Annotated in this window: 18 protein-coding genes; 9 read left to right on the plus strand and 9 right to left on the minus strand. The window is 77.0% G+C overall.

Annotated features, from left to right (window positions below; genetic code table 11):
- Nucleotides 1-339 precede the first annotated feature (339 nt).
- The 6 genes from ACI78Q_RS20060 to ACI78Q_RS20085 all read left to right on the plus strand — a co-directional run bounded on the left by ACI78Q_RS20060 (nucleotide 340) and on the right by ACI78Q_RS20085 (nucleotide 7,492).
- On the plus strand, nucleotides 340-1,461 hold the full coding sequence (locus ACI78Q_RS20060; protein ID WP_456925209.1) for an epoxide hydrolase family protein: 1,122 nt from the start codon (nucleotides 340-342) through the stop codon (nucleotides 1,459-1,461).
- Nucleotides 1,458-2,774 (plus strand): allantoinase AllB, encoded by a 1,317-nt coding sequence (gene allB, locus ACI78Q_RS20065; protein WP_456925210.1) that lies wholly within the window; start codon nucleotides 1,458-1,460, stop codon nucleotides 2,772-2,774. The genes ACI78Q_RS20060 and allB overlap by 4 nt, the downstream gene beginning before the upstream one ends.
- Nucleotides 2,775-2,844: 70 nt before the next feature.
- Entirely contained in the window at nucleotides 2,845-3,960 is a 1,116-nt protein-coding gene (gene alc / locus ACI78Q_RS20070; protein WP_456925211.1) for an allantoicase, read from the plus strand.
- Nucleotides 3,961-4,059: 99 nt separating this feature from the next.
- A complete protein-coding gene (locus ACI78Q_RS20075; protein WP_456925212.1) occupies nucleotides 4,060-5,655 on the plus strand; it encodes a methyl-accepting chemotaxis protein in 1,596 nt (531 codons plus the stop codon).
- A 121-nt stretch (nucleotides 5,656-5,776) separates the two neighbouring features.
- Nucleotides 5,777-6,079, plus strand: a complete 303-nt coding sequence (locus tag ACI78Q_RS20080; protein WP_456925213.1) for a DUF4333 domain-containing protein — start codon at nucleotides 5,777-5,779, stop codon at nucleotides 6,077-6,079.
- Between the two features lie 45 nt (nucleotides 6,080-6,124).
- A complete protein-coding gene (locus ACI78Q_RS20085) occupies nucleotides 6,125-7,492 on the plus strand; it encodes an 8-oxoguanine deaminase (protein WP_456925214.1) in 1,368 nt (455 codons plus the stop codon).
- 4 nt (nucleotides 7,493-7,496) lie between these two features.
- Here the strand turns inward: ACI78Q_RS20085 and egtE are convergent, their stop codons facing one another.
- The 9 genes from egtE to egtA form a co-directional block, all read right to left on the minus strand.
- Complete coding sequence (gene egtE, locus ACI78Q_RS20090; RefSeq protein WP_456925215.1) at nucleotides 7,497-8,630, minus strand: ergothioneine biosynthesis PLP-dependent enzyme EgtE; 1,134 nt, start codon at nucleotides 8,628-8,630, stop codon at nucleotides 7,497-7,499.
- 48 nt (nucleotides 8,631-8,678) lie between these two features.
- A complete protein-coding gene (locus tag ACI78Q_RS20095) occupies nucleotides 8,679-9,428 on the minus strand; it encodes an anti-sigma factor (protein WP_456925216.1) in 750 nt (249 codons plus the stop codon).
- A complete protein-coding gene (locus ACI78Q_RS20100) occupies nucleotides 9,409-9,993 on the minus strand; it encodes an RNA polymerase sigma factor (RefSeq protein WP_456925217.1) in 585 nt (194 codons plus the stop codon). Before ACI78Q_RS20100 ends, ACI78Q_RS20095 begins: the two co-directional genes overlap by 20 nt.
- Before the next feature lie 47 nt (nucleotides 9,994-10,040).
- Nucleotides 10,041-10,721, minus strand: coding sequence for a class F sortase (locus ACI78Q_RS20105; RefSeq protein WP_456925218.1), 681 nt, complete (start codon nucleotides 10,719-10,721; stop codon nucleotides 10,041-10,043).
- A 21-nt stretch (nucleotides 10,722-10,742) separates the two neighbouring features.
- Nucleotides 10,743-11,558, minus strand: a complete 816-nt coding sequence (locus tag ACI78Q_RS20110) for a DUF4397 domain-containing protein (protein ID WP_456925219.1) — start codon at nucleotides 11,556-11,558, stop codon at nucleotides 10,743-10,745.
- 328 nt (nucleotides 11,559-11,886) lie between these two features.
- A complete protein-coding gene (egtD, locus tag ACI78Q_RS20115) occupies nucleotides 11,887-12,855 on the minus strand; it encodes an L-histidine N(alpha)-methyltransferase (RefSeq protein ID WP_456925220.1) in 969 nt (322 codons plus the stop codon).
- A 16-nt stretch (nucleotides 12,856-12,871) separates the two neighbouring features.
- Nucleotides 12,872-13,561: an ergothioneine biosynthesis protein EgtC gene (egtC, locus tag ACI78Q_RS20120; RefSeq protein ID WP_456925221.1), complete on the minus strand. Its 690-nt coding sequence runs from the start codon at nucleotides 13,559-13,561 to the stop codon at nucleotides 12,872-12,874.
- The gene (gene egtB / locus ACI78Q_RS20125) at nucleotides 13,561-14,862 is read right to left on the minus strand and encodes an ergothioneine biosynthesis protein EgtB (RefSeq protein WP_456925222.1); all 1,302 of its coding nucleotides are present in this window, start codon (nucleotides 14,860-14,862) and stop codon (nucleotides 13,561-13,563) included. Before egtB ends, egtC begins: the two co-directional genes overlap by 1 nt.
- On the minus strand, nucleotides 14,859-16,142 hold the full coding sequence (gene egtA, locus ACI78Q_RS20130; protein ID WP_456925223.1) for an ergothioneine biosynthesis glutamate--cysteine ligase EgtA: 1,284 nt from the start codon (nucleotides 16,140-16,142) through the stop codon (nucleotides 14,859-14,861). Before egtA ends, egtB begins: the two co-directional genes overlap by 4 nt.
- Before the next feature lie 155 nt (nucleotides 16,143-16,297).
- Here egtA and ACI78Q_RS20135 point away from each other — a divergent pair, with 155 nt between their 5' ends.
- Genes ACI78Q_RS20135 through ACI78Q_RS20145 form a run of 3 tightly spaced genes read left to right on the plus strand, consistent with a single transcriptional unit; the run spans nucleotide 16,298 to nucleotide 18,076 of the window.
- Nucleotides 16,298-16,792: a DUF309 domain-containing protein gene (locus tag ACI78Q_RS20135; RefSeq protein ID WP_456925225.1), complete on the plus strand. Its 495-nt coding sequence runs from the start codon at nucleotides 16,298-16,300 to the stop codon at nucleotides 16,790-16,792.
- A gap of 33 nt (nucleotides 16,793-16,825) precedes the next feature.
- Complete coding sequence (locus tag ACI78Q_RS20140) at nucleotides 16,826-17,626, plus strand: class I SAM-dependent methyltransferase (RefSeq protein WP_456925226.1); 801 nt, start codon at nucleotides 16,826-16,828, stop codon at nucleotides 17,624-17,626.
- Between the two features lie 9 nt (nucleotides 17,627-17,635).
- Entirely contained in the window at nucleotides 17,636-18,076 is a 441-nt protein-coding gene (locus ACI78Q_RS20145) for an SRPBCC domain-containing protein (RefSeq protein WP_456925227.1), read from the plus strand.
- Nucleotides 18,077-18,134: the final 58 nt, after the last annotated feature.

Consider the following 18,134-nt stretch of genomic DNA (forward strand, 5'->3'; position numbering starts at 1 on the left):
CTCTCAGCGCCGATGGTACTGCCCCGGAGACGGGGTGGGAGAGTAGGACGCCGCCGGACAAACCTTTCCGCCAGGGCCCCAGCATCCGTGCTGGGGCCCTGCCGGCATTCCCCGGAACAATCACGACCGCGCCCGGTCCTGTTCGCCCCGGACGAGGGTCGCGGGGAGCCGTCGACGATCGCGTTCTCGATCTGCTCGGCGACCTGCCGGAAGATCGGGCCGCCGTCTTCGTTCACGACGGATCCCGGGACGGGCCCCGTCGGTTCGCTGGTTCGTTACCCATGTGATGAACCCCAGAAGTGCTCGGTCGAGCCGCACGAGCCCCGCTACGGTGGCGCGGTGATCAGCCCCTTCACGGTGGCCGTGCCTGCCGCCGACGTCGAGGACCTGCGCCGGCGGCTGCGGAGCACCCGCTGGCCGGAGCCCGCCACCGTCGACGACTGGTCACAGGGCGTGCCGCTGGAGTACCTGCACGACCTCTGCGGGTACTGGGCCGACGGCTACGACTGGCCGGCCCGGCAGGAGCGGCTCAACGCCGTCCCGCAGTTCGTCACCGAGATCGACGGGCTGCCGATCCACTTCCTCCACGTGCGTTCCCCGCACGACGGCGCGCTGCCGCTGCTGCTGACCCACGGCTGGCCGGGGTCGGTCGCGGAGTTCCTCGACGTCCTCGGGCCGCTCACCGACCCCGCCGACGGCCGTGAGGCCTTCTCCGTCGTCGTCCCCTCGCTGCCCGGGTTCGGCTGGAGCGGCAAGCCGTCCGCGCCGGGGTGGGGCCTGGAGCGCACCGCCGACGCGTGGCTGCAGCTGATGGACCGGGTCGGGTACCCGCGCTTCGGCGCCCAGGGCGGCGACATCGGCTCGTTCGTCTCGGCCAACCTCGGCGCCCGCCACCCCGACCGGGTGGTGGGCATCCACCTGAACATGGTGGTCACCGGGCCGCCGGCCGGCCGCACGGAGTTCACCGAGCGCGAGCAGCGGGCGCTGGACCGGGAGCGCCGCTTCCGCGCCGAGGGCGCGGCCTACAACCAGCAGCAGCGCACCCGCCCGCAGACCCTCGGGTACGGGCTCACCGACTCACCGGCCGGTCAGTGCGCCTGGATCCTGGAGAAGTTCGCCGCGTGGGCCGACTGCGACGGCGACCCGGTCGCGGTGCTGGGCGCCGACCGCATCCTCGACCACGTCAGCACCTACTGGTTCACCGCCTCGGCCACCTCGTCGGCGCGGATGTACTGGCAGATGGCGCAGTCGCCGGCCGGGCGGACGCCGGCGGTCGGCGTCCCCACCGGGGTGTCGCTGTTCCCGCACGAGATCTTCCAGCCGCCTCGCGAGTGGGTGCAGGAGCAGTTCGCCGACCTGCGGCTGTGGCGGGAGCACGACCGCGGCGGTCACTTCGCCGCGATGGAGCAGCCCGAGCTGCTCGTGGCCGACGTCCGGGAGCTCTTCCGGCCCCTGCGGTGAGCCTCGTCGTCCGCGCGCGGCGGGTGGTGCTGCCCGACGGGGAACGGGCCGCCGCGGTGCACACGGGGGGCGGGCGGATCACCGCCGTCACCGGCTTCGACGACGCCCCGGCCGGTGCGGTGACCCTCGCCGACGACGAGGTGCTGCTGCCGGGCCTGGTCGACAGCCACGTGCACGTCGACGAGCCGGGCCGCACCGAGTGGGAGGGCTTCGCCACCGCGACCCGGGCCGCGGCCGCCGGAGGCGTCACCACGATCGTCGACATGCCGCTGAACTCGGTGCCGCCGACGACCACGGTCGAGGCGCTGCGGGTCAAGCAGCAGGCCGCCCGGGGGCAGGTCGCCGTCGACGTCGCCTTCTGGGGCGGCGCGGTGCCCGGCAACGTCGACCAGCTGCGCCCACTGCACGAGGCCGGCGTCGCCGGGTTCAAGTGCTTCCTGCTCGACTCCGGGGTGCCGGAGTTCCCCCCGCTGGACGACGCCGGCCTGCGGGCCGCCCTCGCCGAGCTCGCCCGCCTCGACGGGCTGCTGATCGTCCACGCCGAGGACGCCGACGTCATCGCCGCAGCGCCCCCGCCCCGCGGCCCCAGCTACGCCGCCTTCCTCGCGTCCCGGCCGGAGGCGGCGGAGGAGACGGCCGTCGCCGGCCTGGTGGCGGCGGCCCGCGACACGGGGGCGCGGGCGCACGTCGTCCACCTGGCCGACGCCGGCGCGCTGCCGCTGCTGCGCCGCGCCCGCGCCGACGGGGTGCGGATCACGGTGGAGACCTGCCCGCACTACCTCACCTTCGCCGCCGAGGAGGTGCCCGACGGCGCCACGGCGTTCAAGTGCTGCCCGCCGATCCGCCGGACGGAGCACCGGGAGGCGCTCTGGGCGGCGCTGGCCGACGGCGACGTCGATCTCGTCGTGAGCGACCACTCGCCGTGCCCGCCCGAGCTCAAGCACCTCGACAGCGGGGACTTCGGGGCGGCCTGGGGCGGCATCGCGTCGCTGCAGGTCGGCCTGCCCGCGGTGTGGACCGGCGCGCGGGCGCGGGGGCTGTCGCTGGCGCAGGTCGTGGAGTGGATGTCCGCGGCGTCGGCGCGGCTGGCCGGGCTGCCGGCCAAGGGGGCGATCGCGGTCGGGCGCGACGCCGACCTGGTGGCGTTCGCGCCCGACGAGGTCGCGCCGGTCGGCGCGCTCCGGCACCGGCACGCCCTGACGCCCTACGCCGGCCGGCAGCTCACCGGCGTCGTCCGCCGGACGTGGCTGCGCGGGCGGCCGGCCGACGGCGCACCGATCGGCCGGCTGCTGGTCCGCGGCGCCGCACGGTGAACGGCGGCCCGGGCGGTGCCACAGTGGCCTCGCCCTGCCCCGCCCCGGCCCCGCACCGCGAGGGAGCGCCATGACGGACTGGACCCGCCTGCCCGACCTGGCCGGCCGCGCGCTGGGAGGTGCTGTGGTCGCCGCCAGCGACGAGTTCTTCGCGGCCAAGGAGAACCTCCTGCTGCCGCACCCGCCGGTGCCCCGCACGGAGTTCGGCGCCCGCGGCAAGGAGTACGACGGCTGGGAGACCCGCCGCCGGCGCACGCCCGGGGCCGACTGGGCCGTCGTCCGGCTGGGCGCGCCCGGGGTGGTGGCCGCCGTCGTCGTCGACACCACGTTCTTCACCGGCAACTCACCGACGCGGGCGTCCGTGGACGAGACCGCGGTGGAGGGCCACCCCACCGTGGCCGAGCTCGACCGGGCGGACTGGCGGCCGTTGCTGCCGCCGTCGGAGATCGCCGGCGACGCGGCCAACGTCTTCCCCGTCGACCCGGACCGGCGGGTCACCCACGTGCGGCTCACCATCCACCCGGACGGCGGCGTCGCCCGGCTGCGCGTGCACGGCACCGTGCTGCCCGATCCACGGCTGCTCGACGCCGGCCCCTTCGACCTGGCCGCGGAGGAGTCCGGGGGCCGGGTGACCGGGGTCAGCGACGAGTTCTACGGCTCCCCGCGGCAGCTGATCGGCCCCGGCCCGGCCCGCTCGATGGGCGAGGGCTGGGAGACCCGCCGGCGCCGCGGCGAGGGCAACGACTGGGTGGAGCTCGCGCTGGCCTGCGAGGGCGTGGTCACCCTCGCCGAGCTGGACACCACCTGGTTCCTGGGCAACGCGCCCGGCTCGGCGTCTCTCACCGGCACCGGCCCGGCCGGCGAGGTCGTCGTCCTCCCCCGGACCCGGCTGCAGCCCGACACGCGCCACCGGTTCGTGCTCGCGGGTGGACCGGCGGTCGAGCGGGTGCGCCTGGACGTCTTCCCGGACGGCGGCATGGCGCGGCTGCGGCTGTGGGGGCGGCCCACCGCCGCGGGGCGGGCCGCGCTCGGCCGGCGCTGGTTCGAGGCGCTGCCCGACGTCCAGGCCCTCGAGGTGTTGCAGGCCGCCGGCGTCCCCCCGGCGGAGACGGGGCGGCTGGTCGGCCGCCGGCCGCTGGGCGACGACCTCCCCCCGGCGGTGGCCCGGCTGGTGCTGGGGGTCTGACGGGATGGGATGGGTCACATCCGGCTGCTCCGCTCAATGCGGACGACGGCGGGCCGATGACCGAGAGTCCCTCCCTGTCTCGTCGATGGAGCCCACCCGGTGTCCCTCACCCCCTCGTTCCTGCGGCGCAGCGTCCGCACCAAGCTCGTCGCCGCCTTCCTGGGCGTCGCGGCGGTCATGGTGACCCTCGGGCTGATCAACGTCGCGCAGATGTCGTCGATCCACGGCCGGGTCGACGATCTCGCCGCCCGTGACGTGCGCCCGCTGGCCGACCTGCAGGAGCTGACCGACGACTTCCAGGCCTACTCGGTGCACGGGCTGGTCGCCGCGCTCGGCGCGGTCCAGGGCCAGCACGACATCGCCCAGATGCAGACCGGCCTGCAGGAGGAGTCCCGGGCGGCCACGGACGCCGACATCGCAGCACTGCTGGCCCACACCCCGGCTGCGCTGCAGGACCACGCCGAGCTGCTCGCCGCCGACTGGGAGGACATGGTGACCAAGGACGCCGCCTACCGCGCCGCCACGGCTGCCCGCGACCCGCAGGCCCAGACGCTGGGTGACGCCGCCACCGCGGCCTACATCCAGCTCCAGGCCGACCTGTCGGAGATGAAGGACGTCCTCGTCGCCGACGAGGCGGCCAGCCGCGCCAAGATCGGCGACAGCTTCGCTACCGCCCGGGCCTGGACCCTGGCGCTGCTCGCCGTCGGCACGGCGCTGGCCCTCGGCCTGGGCATCGCCCTGGCCCGGGACATCCGGCGCCGGATCCTGCCGGCCCGCGAGGCGGCCGACGCCCTCGCCCGCGGCGACCTGTCGCACGCCATCACCGCGGACACCGAGGACGAGCTCGGCCAGCTGGGCCGGGCGCTCTCCCAGGGCGTGGGCCGCATCCGGGAGATGGTCGCCGGCGTCGCGACGTCCGCCGGCTCGATGACCACCCTGGTCGGCGACCTCACCCGGGCCACGGCGGGCGTGGTCGACGCCTCCCGCACCGGCGCGCAGCACGCCCAGTCGGTGTCCGGCACCGCCGCCGCCGTCTCCGGCAACGTGGGCCAGGTGGCCACCGGCTCGGCCGAGATGAGCGCCTCGATCCGCGAGATCTCGCGGTCGGCCCAGGAGGCCGCCGGCGTCGCCGAGGACGCCGTCCGCATCGTCGCCAGCACCAACGACACGCTCACCCAGCTGGGCAGCTCGTCGGCCGAGATCGGCAATGTCATCAAGGTCATCACCGGCATCGCCGAGCAGACCAACCTGCTGGCGCTCAACGCGACCATCGAGGCGGCGCGGGCGGGGGAGGCCGGCAAGGGCTTCGCCGTGGTGGCCAACGAGGTCAAGGAGCTCGCGCAGGAGACGGCCAAGGCGACCGAGGACGTCTCCCAGCGCATCCAGGCCATCCAGGCCGACTCCGGTCAGGCGGTGCGCGCGATCGGCCGGATCGGGGAGACCGTCGGGCAGATCAACGCCCTGCAGGCCACGATCGCGGCCGCCGTCGAGCAGCAGACCGCCGCCGCCGCCGAGATCGACCGCAACATCGGCGTGGCCGCGCAGGGCAGCGAGGACATCGCCCGCGGCGCCGAGGCCGTGGCCGGGGCGTCCGAGACCAGCGCCGGCCGGATCGAGGAGTCGCGGGTGCTCGCCGAGCAGCTGGCCGGTGAGGCCTCCGAGCTGCAGCAGCGGGTCGCCCTCTTCACCCTCTGACGACCGCGACGACGACGGCCCCCGCGGGGCCGGGTGCGAGCCACCCGGCCCCGCGGGGGCCGTTCGCGTCTCGGTACTAGGGTCGGCTGATCTCCCCGCGCACCACCTCCAGGAGGACCCCGTGCCCCGACCCGGCCGTCGTCCGGTCCTGTTCCTCGCCGGCCCCGCCCTGGCCCTCGGACTGACCGCGTGCAGCTCGGCCATCGAGCAGGGGGAGCTGGAGAACCAGGTGGCCAGCGCGATCGAGGCCGAGTTCGGCGTCGCCCCCGACGTCTCCTGCCCCGGTGACCTGGAGGCGGAGGTGGACGCGTCCACCCAGTGCACCGCCACCGACCCGGAGACCGAGGAGGAGATCGAGCTCAAGATCACCGTCACCTCCGTCGAGGACGGCACCGCGCAGTTCGACATCGAGACCGTCGAGTGAGCCGCTGACGTCGCCGGGCACCCGCGCCGCGGGCAGGATGCCCGCGTGGAGACCGCGGACCTGCTCGTGCACGACGCGGAGCTGCTGGCCACCGTCGACGACGCCGGCCGGGAGATCGCCGGCGGCTGGGTGGCGGTCACCGGCGGCGTGGTCAGCGCGGTCGGCGGGCCGGCGGACCCGCGACCGGACGCCGTCCGCCGGATCGACGCCCGCGGCTGCCTGGTCACCCCGGGCCTGGTCAACACCCACCACCACCTGTACCAGAACCTGACCCGCGCCTTCGCGCCCGCGCTGGCCGGTGGCCTGTTCGAGTGGCTGGTCACCCTGTACCCGCTGTGGGCCCGGCTGGACGAGGAGGCCGCGCACGTCAGCGCCTTCGTGGGGCTGACCGAGCTGGCGCTGTCGGGGTGCACCACCTCCGGCGACCACCTGTACGTGCACCCCCGCGGCGCCGGCGACCTCGTCTCCGCGGAGGTGGCCGCCGCCCGCGAGCTCGGCGTGCGCTTCACCGCCACCCGCGGCTCGATGTCGCTGTCGGTGGAGGACGGCGGGCTACCGCCGGCGTCGGTCGTCCAGGACGACGACGAGATCCTGGCCGACTCCGCCCGGCTCGTGGCGGCCCACCACGACCCCTCGCCGCACGCCATGACCCGGGTCGCGCTGGCCCCGTGCTCGCCGTTCAGCGTGTCGACGTCGCTCATGACCCGCACCGCCGAGCTGGCCGAGGCGCTGGACGTGCGGCTGCACACGCACCTGGCCGAGACCCGCGACGAGGACGCGTTCTGCCTGGCCACCTTCGGCCGCCGCCCGGTGGAGTACCTGGCCGACGTCGGCTGGCTGACCGACCGGGCGTGGCTGGCGCACGTGGTGTGGCCCTCGGCGGCCGACGTGGTCCGGCTGGGGGCGGCTCGGGTGGGGGCGGCGCACTGCCCGTCGTCCAACATGGTGCTGGGCAGCGGCCTGGCGCCGGTCGCCGAGCTGCGGGCCGCCGGCGTGCCGGTCGGGCTGGGCGTCGACGGCTCCGCCTCGGCCGACTCCGCCTCCCTCTGGCTGGAGGCCCGGACGGCGATGCTGCAGGGCAAGCTGCGCAACGGTGCCGGGGCGATGTCGGCCCGAGACGCGCTGGTCATGGCCACCCGCGGCGGCGCGGCGTGCCTCGGCCGCAGCGGGGAGATCGGCGAGCTGTCGGTCGGGGCGTGCGGCGACCTGGCGGTGTGGCCGCTGGACGGCGTCCGGTTCGCCGGCGCGCTGTCGGACCCCGTGGAGGCCTGGCTGCGCTGCGGGCCGGTGTCGGCGCGGCACACCGTCGTCGCGGGGCGGTCGGTGGTCGCCGACGGCGTGCCCGTGCACCCGGCGCTGGAGGAGCGGCTCGCCGTCCACCGCCGGGTGTCGGCCGCGATGCAGGCCGGTTAGCGCCTCAGAGGAGGGCGGCCGCGAGGGCCTCCAGGTCGTCGGCGGTGGCGTCCAGGTGCGGGGAGATCCGCAGCACCGGGCCGGTCATCTCCCCCGGGGCGCGCTCCGGGCCGATCGCGGTGGTCACGATCCCGTGCTCGGTGAGCAGCCGCGCCCGGGTGGTGACGACGTCGACGCCGTCCGGCGGCCGCAGCGTGGTGGTGGCGGTCGGCTCCTCCAGCGGCTCCACCACCCGCCAGCCGGCCACTCCCTCCAGCACCTCCCGGCTGGTCCGGCCCAGCGCCGACAGCCGGGCCCGCACCCGCTCGGGGCCGGCCGCCAGGTGCTCGCCGACGGCCAGCACCAGTCCGACCCGGCCCGCGACGTGCGCCTCCCCGGACTCGAAGGCCCGCAACGGCGGGACGTCGGCCGGCTCGACCAGCACCGGGGTGAGTTGCGCGGTGACCGCCGGCCGCACGCACAGGACGCCGACCCCCCGCGGCCCGGCCAGCCACTTGCGGGACGTCGAGTAGACGACGTCGGCGCCCACGTCGGTGTCGACGTGCCCGAGGGACTGGGCGGCGTCGAGCACCAGCGGCACACCGGCCTCCCGGCACAGCGCGGCGATCTCCCGGGCGGGCTGGACGATCCCGCGGTGGCTGCCGATGTGGGTCAGGTGCACGAACCGCGGCGGCGCGGTGGCCAGCAGGCGGGCCACGCCGTCGAGGTCGGCCCGGCCGAGGTCGTCGACCGGCAGCGGCTCGGGGGTCAGCCCGGCCGCGCGCAGCTGGGCGGCGTTGGGCGCGTACTCGCCGGGCAGGCAGGCGACCCGCGTGCCCGCCGGCAACCGCCACCCGGACAGGAGCGTGAGGAGCGCCGCCTGCGCCGACTCCACGAAGGCGACGTCGGCGGCGGCCATGCCGACCAGCCCGCCGATCACCGACCGGCCCTGCTGGAGCAGGTCCTCGGCGGTCGCCTCGGCCACGTACCCGCCCAGCTCGGCCTCGTGCCGGGCGTGGTGCGCGACGGCCTCCAGCACCCGGTGGCTCTGCCGGCTGCACGCGGCGGAGTCCAGGTGCCGGCCGGCGGGACGGGGGCGGGCGGAGCGCCAGGCGGCGCCGAGGTCCTCGTGGACGAGGTCGGGGTCGAGCAGGGTCACCGCTCCACGCTAGGCGCGCGCCGCGCCGGGCCCGTCGCCGGGCGGCGGTCAGGTCTCGAGCAGGCCCCGGGCCACCGAGTCGCCGGAGTGCGTGGGGTCGCCGTCCAGCGGCTCGACGGAGACGTCGACCACGGGGTACTGGCCCAGGTCGATGCCGGAGGGCAGCGGCAGCGCCACCTGGGCCCCGCCCTGGACGACGCCGACGGACACCATGTCCTGCACGGCCTCGTCGATCAGCCAGACCTCGTAGAAGTCGTCGCGCAGCCCCGGTGCGGCGAGGTCCACCTCGAGCACCAGGGTGCCGTCGTCCCGCTCGACGACCCGTGCCTGGCCCGAGGCGTCGCTGCCCTCGAGGGGGTCGAGCGCGGTCGCGGCCACCGCGGCGCCGTCGTCGTCCCGGCTGCCGAGGGCCACCGCGCCCGCGCCGATGCCGGCACCGACGACGAGGGCCGCGGCGGCGGCCAGCAACAACCGCGAGCGACGCGGCCGCAGTGGGGTGACCGGCGCCGGGGTCGGGGCCGGCGGGGTGTCGGCCGTCCCGGCTCCGGCGACGACCTCGGGCCGGGGGCGGACGCCCACGCCGGTGGCGTCCGCGATCGCCGCCCAGACCGCCGGGGGCGGCGGCACCGGGCCGCGGGGTGCGGCCAGCGCGGGGACGGCGAGGGCGTCGACCCCCCGCTGCAGGGACGCCACCTCGGCCCGGCAGCGCGCGCAGCCCTCGAGGTGGGCGGCGTCGGCGGCCGGCAGCGGTTCGCGCAGCGCGGCCAGGGCGAGCTGGTCAGGCGTGCAGTGCGGCACCGTCCACCTCCAACCGGGTCCGCAGGCGCTCGAGCGTGCGCCGGATGTGGCTCTTGACGGTGCCCAGGGGCAGCCCGGTGCGGGCGGCGATCTGGCTGTGGGTGAGGTCCTCGAAGAAGGCCATCTCGATGATGCCCCGCTGCGGCTGGCCCAGTTGGTCGAGCTCGCCGAGCAGCAGGACGCGGTCGGCGACGGTGGTGTCGACCGGCGGGTCGCCCGGTTGGGGCCCCGCCTGGGCATGGGCGGCGGCCGCCTCCGCGGTGCGGCGCTGCCGGTCGCGGCGGGCCCAGGTGTCGGCGATCTTGTGCCGGCAGACGCCGACCAGCCAGGCCGGCAGGGGGGCCTGCTCCGGGCGGTAGCCGGCGCGGCCGGTCCAGGCGGAGACGAAGGTCTGCTGGGTGACGTCCTCGGCGTCCGGGCCGGGGCCGAACGCCCGGACTGCCATGCCGTGCACCTGCCCGGCGAAGCGCTCGTAGGCCCAGGCCAGGGCCTGCTCCTCGCCCGCCGCGAAGCGGCGGCCCACCTCGGCGTCGTCCGGCTCCAGGGCCGGGGACTCGGGGGGCACGTGCCCGACCCTAGGCCCTGGCGAGCCGCGCCGTTCCAGTGTCCCGGTCACCGGACGGGCTCCGCGACGACGACCACGTTGTCCCGGTAGCCGCGCAGCTCGGGGAGGAACGGGCCGCCACAGGTGATCAGCACCAGGCGGGCCGGCCCGTCGCGGGTGAACAACCGGTCCAGCGGCAGCGCCTGCTTCTGGACGGTCTCCCGCGACACGACGCGCCACCGCGTGACGGCCCCCGCCGCGTCGGTGACCAGGACGTCGGCGCCGACGGCGGTCGTCCGCAGCGGCGCGAGCACGCCCAGGCCCTGCTCGAGGTCGTCGACGTGGCCGGCGATCACGGCCGACCCGCCGGCTCCGGGTGCCGGCCCGAACCGGTACCAGCCCACGCGGTCGACGTCCCGGGGCAGGTGCATCCGGCCGTCGTCATCTACGCCCACCGCGTCCACTGGCGCCTCGATGCCCACGTCCGGGACGACCAGCGCCACCGGCGGCGGTGCGGCGGGGACCGTGGCCGGGGTGGCCGCCCTCGTCGTGACGCCGGACGGGCCGCCGGATCGGGCCGGTGCCGTCGCCGTGCTGTTCGACGACGGCACCGGGGTGGTCGGAGCGGGGAGCGCCTGCTCCAGCGGTGCGCCCGCAGCCACCGGCTCCCGGGTCACCAGCCAGGCGGACGGCGTACCGACCGCCAGGGCCAGGCCGAGCAGCACGCCGGCGGCAGCGGGTCGCACCATCGGATCGCTCCCCGGTGCGGGTCAGGCCCGCGTGCCGGCCAGGCGGCGGGCAGCGAGACCGGCCGCGGCCAGGCCCGCCACCGACAGGGCGGCCAGCGGCGCAGGGAACGAGTCGTCGTCGGCCAGGCCCGCCGAACCACCGGGGACGCCGGAGGGAGCGGAGTGGGCGCCGGAGACCGTCTGGACGGCGAGCTGGTAACCGGCGGTCTGGGAGCCCCAGGCGTAGACGATCGTGGTCGCGCCCTCGGTCAGCGACAGGTCGGCCGGGCCGATCGCGACGGTGTCGGTGCCGGCCAGCACGACGTCGGCGCTCACGGTGCCGGCGGGCACGGTGAGGGTGGCCTCGTCGGGATTGGCGAGCCCGGGGGCGACGACGGCGCCGCCGGCCCGGACGTCGACTGCCGGGGCCGCCGCGGTGTGCCGGACGACGACGCGCGCCTGCCCCGCCGGGACGGCCGAGGTGTCGTTCACGAACGGGGTGAGCGCCGGCGCGCCGTCGGCGGTCAGGTGCGCGACGACGGTGGCGTTCGCCCCCGCAGGGACGGCGACCCCGTCGGCCGACAGCAGCGGGGCGCCGGAGGCGTCGGGCGCGTCGGCCGGGTACAGGGCGAGGTCGTACTCGCCGGCGGGGAGCTCCAGGGGGTCGGTCAGCGTGCCCGGCTGGAAGTCGTCGATCAGCCGCTCGCCGTCGACGTAGACGTCGACCGGGGTGGCCGGCACACCGTGCAGGACCGAGACGGTGGCGGTGTCGGCGCCCAGCGCCGGGGAGGCCCCGAGGACGAGCAGGGTGCCGGTGGTGCCGGCGGCGAGCACGAGGGCGGTGCGGGTCCGGGTCACGATGCGGTCCTTCCGGAGTGCGGTGGGGTGCCTGTCACCGCTTCTTCCGGCGCGCTCCCGGAGCTGGATGCAGGTGGGGCGGCAGGCGTCCGCCGCGCCGGGAGCGGGACCCGGGCACCGACCGCCTGTGTCCGCGGAAGCTCGTGCTCTGCCCACCTCCGTGGGCAGAGCACGAGCATGCGGGGAAGGACGTGTGGGGTGCGCTGATCGTGCTCTGCCCAGTGGTGTGGGCAGAGCACGAGCGTCCGGGCAGGAAGGTGTCCGGGCAGCGGGCGGCGGCGGGGACGGCCGGGCCAGGGCAGTGGCCGGCGCGGGGTCGGGATCGGCCTCAGGCAGGCACGGACAGGGAGAGGGCGAAGTCGCCGTCCGGGTCGGTCCACCAGTGCGTGAGCGCCAGCCCGGCGGCGGCCAGCTCGGCCTCGACGCCGTCCCGGCGGAACTTGGCCGACACCTCGGTCCGCAGCTCCTCACCGGCGGCGAAGGGGACGTCGAGGTCGAGGCCGGCCACCCGCACCACCTGGTCGACCCGCGACCGCAGCCGCATCTCGATCCACTCCCGCTGCTCGTCCCACAGCGCGACGTGCTCGAACGCGGCCGGGTCGAACGACGCGCCCAGCTCCCGGTTCAGCACCGCCAGCACGTTCCGGTTGAACTCCGCGGTGACCCCTGCCGCGTCGTCGTAGGCACGCAGGAGCCGCTGCCGGTCCTTCACCAGGTCGGTGCCGAGCAGGAACGAGTCGCCCGCCTGCAGGGTGCCGGCCAGCTCGGCGAGGAACGCCGCCCGCGGGCCCGGCTCGAGGTTGCCGATCGTGGAGCCGAGGAAGGCCACCAGGCGCCGTCCCGACCGCGGCAGCTCGCCCAGGTGCCGGGTGAAGTCGCCGACCACCGCGTCCACCTCCACCCCCGGGTACTCGGCGGTGACCGCCTCCGCCGCGCCCCGCAGCACCGACGGGTCGACGTCGACGGGGACGAACCGGCGCAGCGTGCCGGTCCGCTGCAGCGCGGTGAGGAGCAGGCGGGTCTTCTCCGACGTCCCGCTGCCGAGCTCCACGAGCACCTCCGCCTGCGACGCCGCGGCGACCTCCCCGGCGGAGGCGGTGAGGATGGCCCGTTCCGCGCGCGTCGGGTAGTACTCGGGCAGCCGGGTGATCTCGTCGAACAGCTCGCTGCCGCGGGCGTCGTAGAACCACCGCGGCGGCAGCGACTTCGGCGTCGCGGTCAGCCCGGCCAGCGCGTCGGTGCGCAACGCGGCCGTGGCGTCGCCGGGGGCGAGGTGGCTGGTCAGCGAGTTCGGCACGGGGCTCCTCGGGGCGTCAGTCGAGCGGGGTGAGCGTCAGGCCGTCGGGGGTGGCCTCGACCAGGCAGCGGTCCGGGACGTCGGTCCACGCCGGGTCGTCGTCCCACGGCTCGCTGGCCAGGGCGGTGCCCTCGGGGGTCACCAGTGTCGAGAGGGTGTCGCCCCAGGTCGTGGCCAGCAGCCGGGTGCCGTCGGCGGCCAGCAGGTTGATGCGGGCGCCGGGGTCGGCGGCGGCGACCTCGCGCACGACGTCGGCGAGCGCATCCGGGCCGCGGGCGAACACGAGGGCCGCCAGCAGGGCGCTGTCGACGGTCGACTCGGCGTCCCGCACCGGCGGCAGCACCGCACGGTCGACGCGGCCGTTGTGCGACAGCAGCCACCGGCCGTCGGTGAACGGGGCGACCGCGTTCTCCTCCAGCGGCATGCCCGCCGTCGCCGAGCGGACGGCGGCCACCACGCACCCGGAGCTCAGCACCGGGGCCACGGAGGCGAACGACGGGTCCGCCCACAGCGGCCGCGACGACCGCCAGCGCGCCGGCGCCGCCCGGCCGGGGGGGAAGAAGCCGACCCCCCAGCCGTCGGCGTTGACCGTGCCGTACCGCTGGCGGCGCGGCGCCCACGACTGCACGAGCAGGGACGACGGTGGGTCGAGCACCAGCGACGCGAGCGTCCGGGGCCGTCCCAGCCAGGCGAGGTGCCGGCACATCAGGCGTCCCAGGCCAGCCGGAACCCGCTGAACAGCTGCCGGCGGACCGGGTGGTCCCAGTTGCGGAAGCTCGGCCGCAGGATCGACGGCCCCACCGCCCACGACCCGCCCCGCAGCACCTTGTGGTCCCCGCCGAAGAACGGCGCGGAGTAGTCGGCGTAGAGCATCGGCCGGAAGCCCGGCCACGGCTCGAAGGCCGACGAGGTCCACTCCCACACCTCGCCCATGAGCTGCTCGGCGCCGTACGCGGAGGCGCCGGCGGGGTACGCGCCGACCGGCGCCGGCCGCAGCGCCGCGCCGCCCAGGTTGGCCAGCGCCGCCGTCGGCTCCGCGGAACCCCACGGGAAGCGGCGGCGCCGGCCGGTCGACGGGTCCCAGACCGCCGCCTTCTCCCACTCGACCTCGGTGGGCAGCCGCGCCCCGGCCGGGACGACGCCCGTCCCGCCGGCCCACGCCGCGTACGCCTCGGCCTCGTGGAACGTGACGTGCTGGACCGGTTCGTCCGGTGGCACGGCCTCGACGACGCCGAAGCGGGTGCGGGTGCCGTCGGTGCCCCAGAACTGCGGCCGCTCCAGCCCGGCCTCGACCCGGTGCGCCCAGCCGCGGGCCGACCACCACCGCCGGTCGGCGTAGCCCCCGTCGGCGACGAAGGCGGCGTACTCGGCGTTGGTCACCGGTACCCGCCCGATGCGGAAGGCCGGCACGTGGACACGGTGCGCCGGGCGCTCGTTGTCCAGGGAGAACGGCTCGTCGGCGGCGTCCACCCCGAGCACGAACTCCCCGCCGGGCACGGGCACCGACGTGCCCGCCACCCCGGGGCGCCCGGGGGGCAGCGGGGTCCCGACACCCAGCAGGGGCGGACCGGGGCGCAGGTTCAGCGCTTGGAGCATCGTCTCGTCGTGCTGCTGCTCGTGGCTGACCACCATCGCGACGGCGAACGGGTCGTCGTCCGCGCCGCGGCGGTCGAGCCGGTCGAGCACGCGGCCGCGGACCTCCGCGCAGAACGCCCGGGCCTCCACCGGCGGCAGCAGCGGCAGCCGGGAGCGGACGGCGCGCGGCTGGGTGAACGCGTCGTAGAGCACCTCGACGTCGGGCGGCAGCAGGCCGGGGCAGGCGGCGTCGCCACCGCGGAGCAGCCAGAGGTCCTCCTGCTGGCCGATGTGCGCGAGGTCCCAGACCAGCGGACTGAGCAGTGGCGTGTGCTGGGCCAGCAGCTCGGGCTCGTCGTGGTCGGTGAGCCGCAGCGTGCGGTCGCGGGCGGTGGTCAGCTCGCGGGCGAGCAGCTCCCGCAGGTCGCTCATCGGGCCTCCGGTGCGGTCGGGACGGGAAGGGCCGGCGCGGTGGCGGCCAGCAGGGCGGCCGCGGGGCCACCGGCCCGGGCGGCGTCGAGCAGGGCGTGACCAGGGCTGCGCCCGCGGTCGACGAGATCGGCCAGCGCCTCCACCTCCGGCCGCAGCGGCGGCGGGACGGCGTCGCAGGCGGCGGCCAGGCAGGCGCGCGCGGCCGCGTGCAGCGCGGGGTCGGCCAGCCCGGCGGAGGCGGCGCGGTCCCACATGCCGGCCACGGGCGCGCTGGCCGCCGCGGCCCGCTCCGAGGCGGCGGGGGCGTCGGCGAGCGTCGTCGTCACCGCGGCGAGGGCGGGCCACCACGGCTCCGGGGCGGCGTCGAGGTAGCGGATCTCGAGGTAGCCGCGGGGGCGGACCGGCGGGAAGAGCGTGGTCAGGTGGTAGTCCAGGTCCGCCGGGGTGGGGCGCCGGCCGCCCAGCAGGGCCTCGCCGCGCACCCACGCGGCGAACGGCACCCGGGCCCGCACGGGCGCGGCGCCGCCGTGGACGGGGTCGCGGACCAGCATCACCGGGGCGGCCAGGGCGTACTCGGCCCACTCGCCGGCGGGGTCCGCGCCGCCCAGCAGGGGGCCGCACCGCGCCTGGTCGACGTCGCCCCACACCTGCTGCCGGGACGACGCCCAGCCGGTGACCCGCCCTGCGGCCAGGGGTGAGCAGGCCGAGACGGCGACCAGGACGGGGCCCAGCTGGTGCACCAGGGCGACCCGCTCGCTCCACCCGCTCCCCGGCCCGGCCTCCAGGTTGACCTGCAGGGACGCCGTCCCGGACATCATCGCCGTGCCCGCCTCCGCGCAGCCCACGGCGGCGAAGTGGGCCTCCATCGCGGCGTAGCGGGCGGCCGGGTTGACCCGCCGCGGCGGCCGGAGCGGATCGGCGCCCACCGGGGCCAGGCCCAGGCGCTCGGCGGCCAGGGCGGTGGTCAGCACGTCGCGGTCGGCGCGCAGGGCACGCACCGCCGCGGCCACGTCCGGCAGGGGCGGCCCCGACAGCTCCACCTGGCCGCCGGGCTCGACGGTGACCCGGCTGCCCCCGGGCAGGACCGGCACGGCGTCGACGGCTCCGCGGACGCGGGACCACGGCACCCGCGACGCCGGGGCGGCGAGGTCGACCAGGTGCGCCTCGAGCTCCAGCCCGACGGTGCCCACGCGGCCGGGCCGCAGCGCACCGTCGGCGACCTGCGCCCACGCGGTGTCCAGGTCCAGGACTGCCGCGCGCTCCTCGATGACGGGGGCCACGGGCCCCACCCCCTCCAGGTCCGGACCGGTCGGGATCGACCGCGGGTCGGTGCGGGGGCGGCCCCTCGGCCGTCCTCGGGACCCATCGTGCACCCGCCCGCCGACAAGACGGGCCGAGCGGGACCTCCGGGAGGTGTTCGCGCCAGGATGGGCCGGTGGATGCCGACCGGGACCGCGACCGGGAGGGCCGGGCCCGCAACGCCCGCCCGCGCGACGCCCTCGGCCGGCCCCTGCCCTACGGCGCCGCGGGCGTGGAGCGGGCGCCGGAGGGGGTGGTGCGCCCGCCGGCCGAGTCCCTCGTCGAGGCGCAGCGGCTGCTCGACGCCGGCCGCCCCTTCCACGCCCACGAGGTGCTCGAGGACGCCTGGAAGTCCGCCCCCGAGGAGGAACGCCGGCTGTGGCGCGGGCTCGCGCAGCTCGCCGTCGGGCTGACCCACGCCGCGCGCGGCAACGCCACCGGGGCCGCGACGCTGCTCGAGCGTGGGGCGGGCAACGTCGAGGGCTCCGCCGCGGACCCGCCGTACGGGATCGACGCCGTGGGGCTGGTGGCGTGGGCCCGGGCGCTGGCGGCCGACGCGGCCGCCGGCCGGCCTCTGCGGACCGCGGCCCCCCGGCTGCAGGCCGCGGGGGAGCCCCCGACCGGCCCCTAGCCCACCCGTTGTGGTGCAGGGCACACTGCGGGCATGACCGCCTCCACCCCCGCACGCACCCGGGAGGTCTGGGCGGCCGGGGACTACCAGAAGGTCGGGGTCCGGCTGGTGCCGGCCAGCGAGCACCTGGTCGCCGACCTCGCCGTCCGGCCGGGGGACCGGCTGCTGGACGTCGCCGGAGGCACCGGCAACACGGCGCTGGCCGCCGCCCGCCGCGACGCCGAGGTCGTCTGCAGCGACATCGTCCCCGAGCTGCTCGACTACGCCGTCCGCCGGGCCGAGGTCGAGGGGCTGACCTTCGCCACCGAGGCCGCCGACGCCTGCGACCTGCCCTTCCCCGACGCGTCGTTCGACGTCGTCGTCTCCACGTTCGGCGTCGTGTTCGCCGCCGACCCGGCGCGGGCCGCGCGGGAGCTGCTGCGCGTGCTGCGGCCCGGCGGCCGGCTGGGGCTCACCGCCTGGCGGCCGGAGGCGCCCGGCGGCCGGCTGATCGCGCTGGTGGCCCGGCACGACCCCGAGGACGCCACCGGGAACCCGCTGCTGTGGGGCACCCCGGACGGCGTGGACGCGCTCTTCGGCCGCGGGGAGCTGCGCCAGGTCAAGCACGCCGAGCGCACCGTGGAGTTCACCGCGCCCTCGGTCGACGCGCAGTGGCAGCGCTACCGCGACTGGTTCGGCCCCGTGCACGTGGCGTGGCAGCGGCTGGACGACGCCGGCCGGGACGCCCTCGAGCGCGAGTTCGGGGACATGTGGGGCAGCTTCACCCGCGGTGGCGGGCCGGGGATCGTCGTGCCCAACACCTATCTGCAGGTCACCGGCGTGCGGGCCGGGTGAGGGGGAGCGATGAGGAGCTTCGAGGCGGCGGCCCGGATCGAGGCCTCCCCGGACCAGGTGTGGACGCTGCTGACCGACGTCGGCAGCTGGCGGGACTGGGACTCCGGCGTCGACCGGGTGGAGGGCCGGGTCGCGCTCGGGGAGCGGCTGACGCTCTACGCCACGATGATCCGCAGCCGCCCGTTCGTCGTCACCGTCACCGAGCTCCGGCCCCGTGAGGCCATGCGCTGGCGCGGCGGGCTGCCGTTCGGGCTGGCGGTCATCGAGCGCACGTACCGCCTCGACGAGCAGGAGGACGGCGGCACGGTGCTGACCGTGCGCGAGGACCACACCGGCCCGCTGGCCGCCGTGCTGGGCCGCACCACGCCGGACCTCAACCCCTCGTTCCGCCAGTTCTGCGACGGGCTCAAGGCCCGCGCCGAGGGGCGGGTGTCGCGGCCGCCGACCTGAGGCGCCCGACGCCGGGCTCGAACTGGTGCTGGGACCCACACGACCGTTGTGACCGCAA

The organism is Geodermatophilus sp. SYSU D00705 (genome assembly GCF_054050135.1).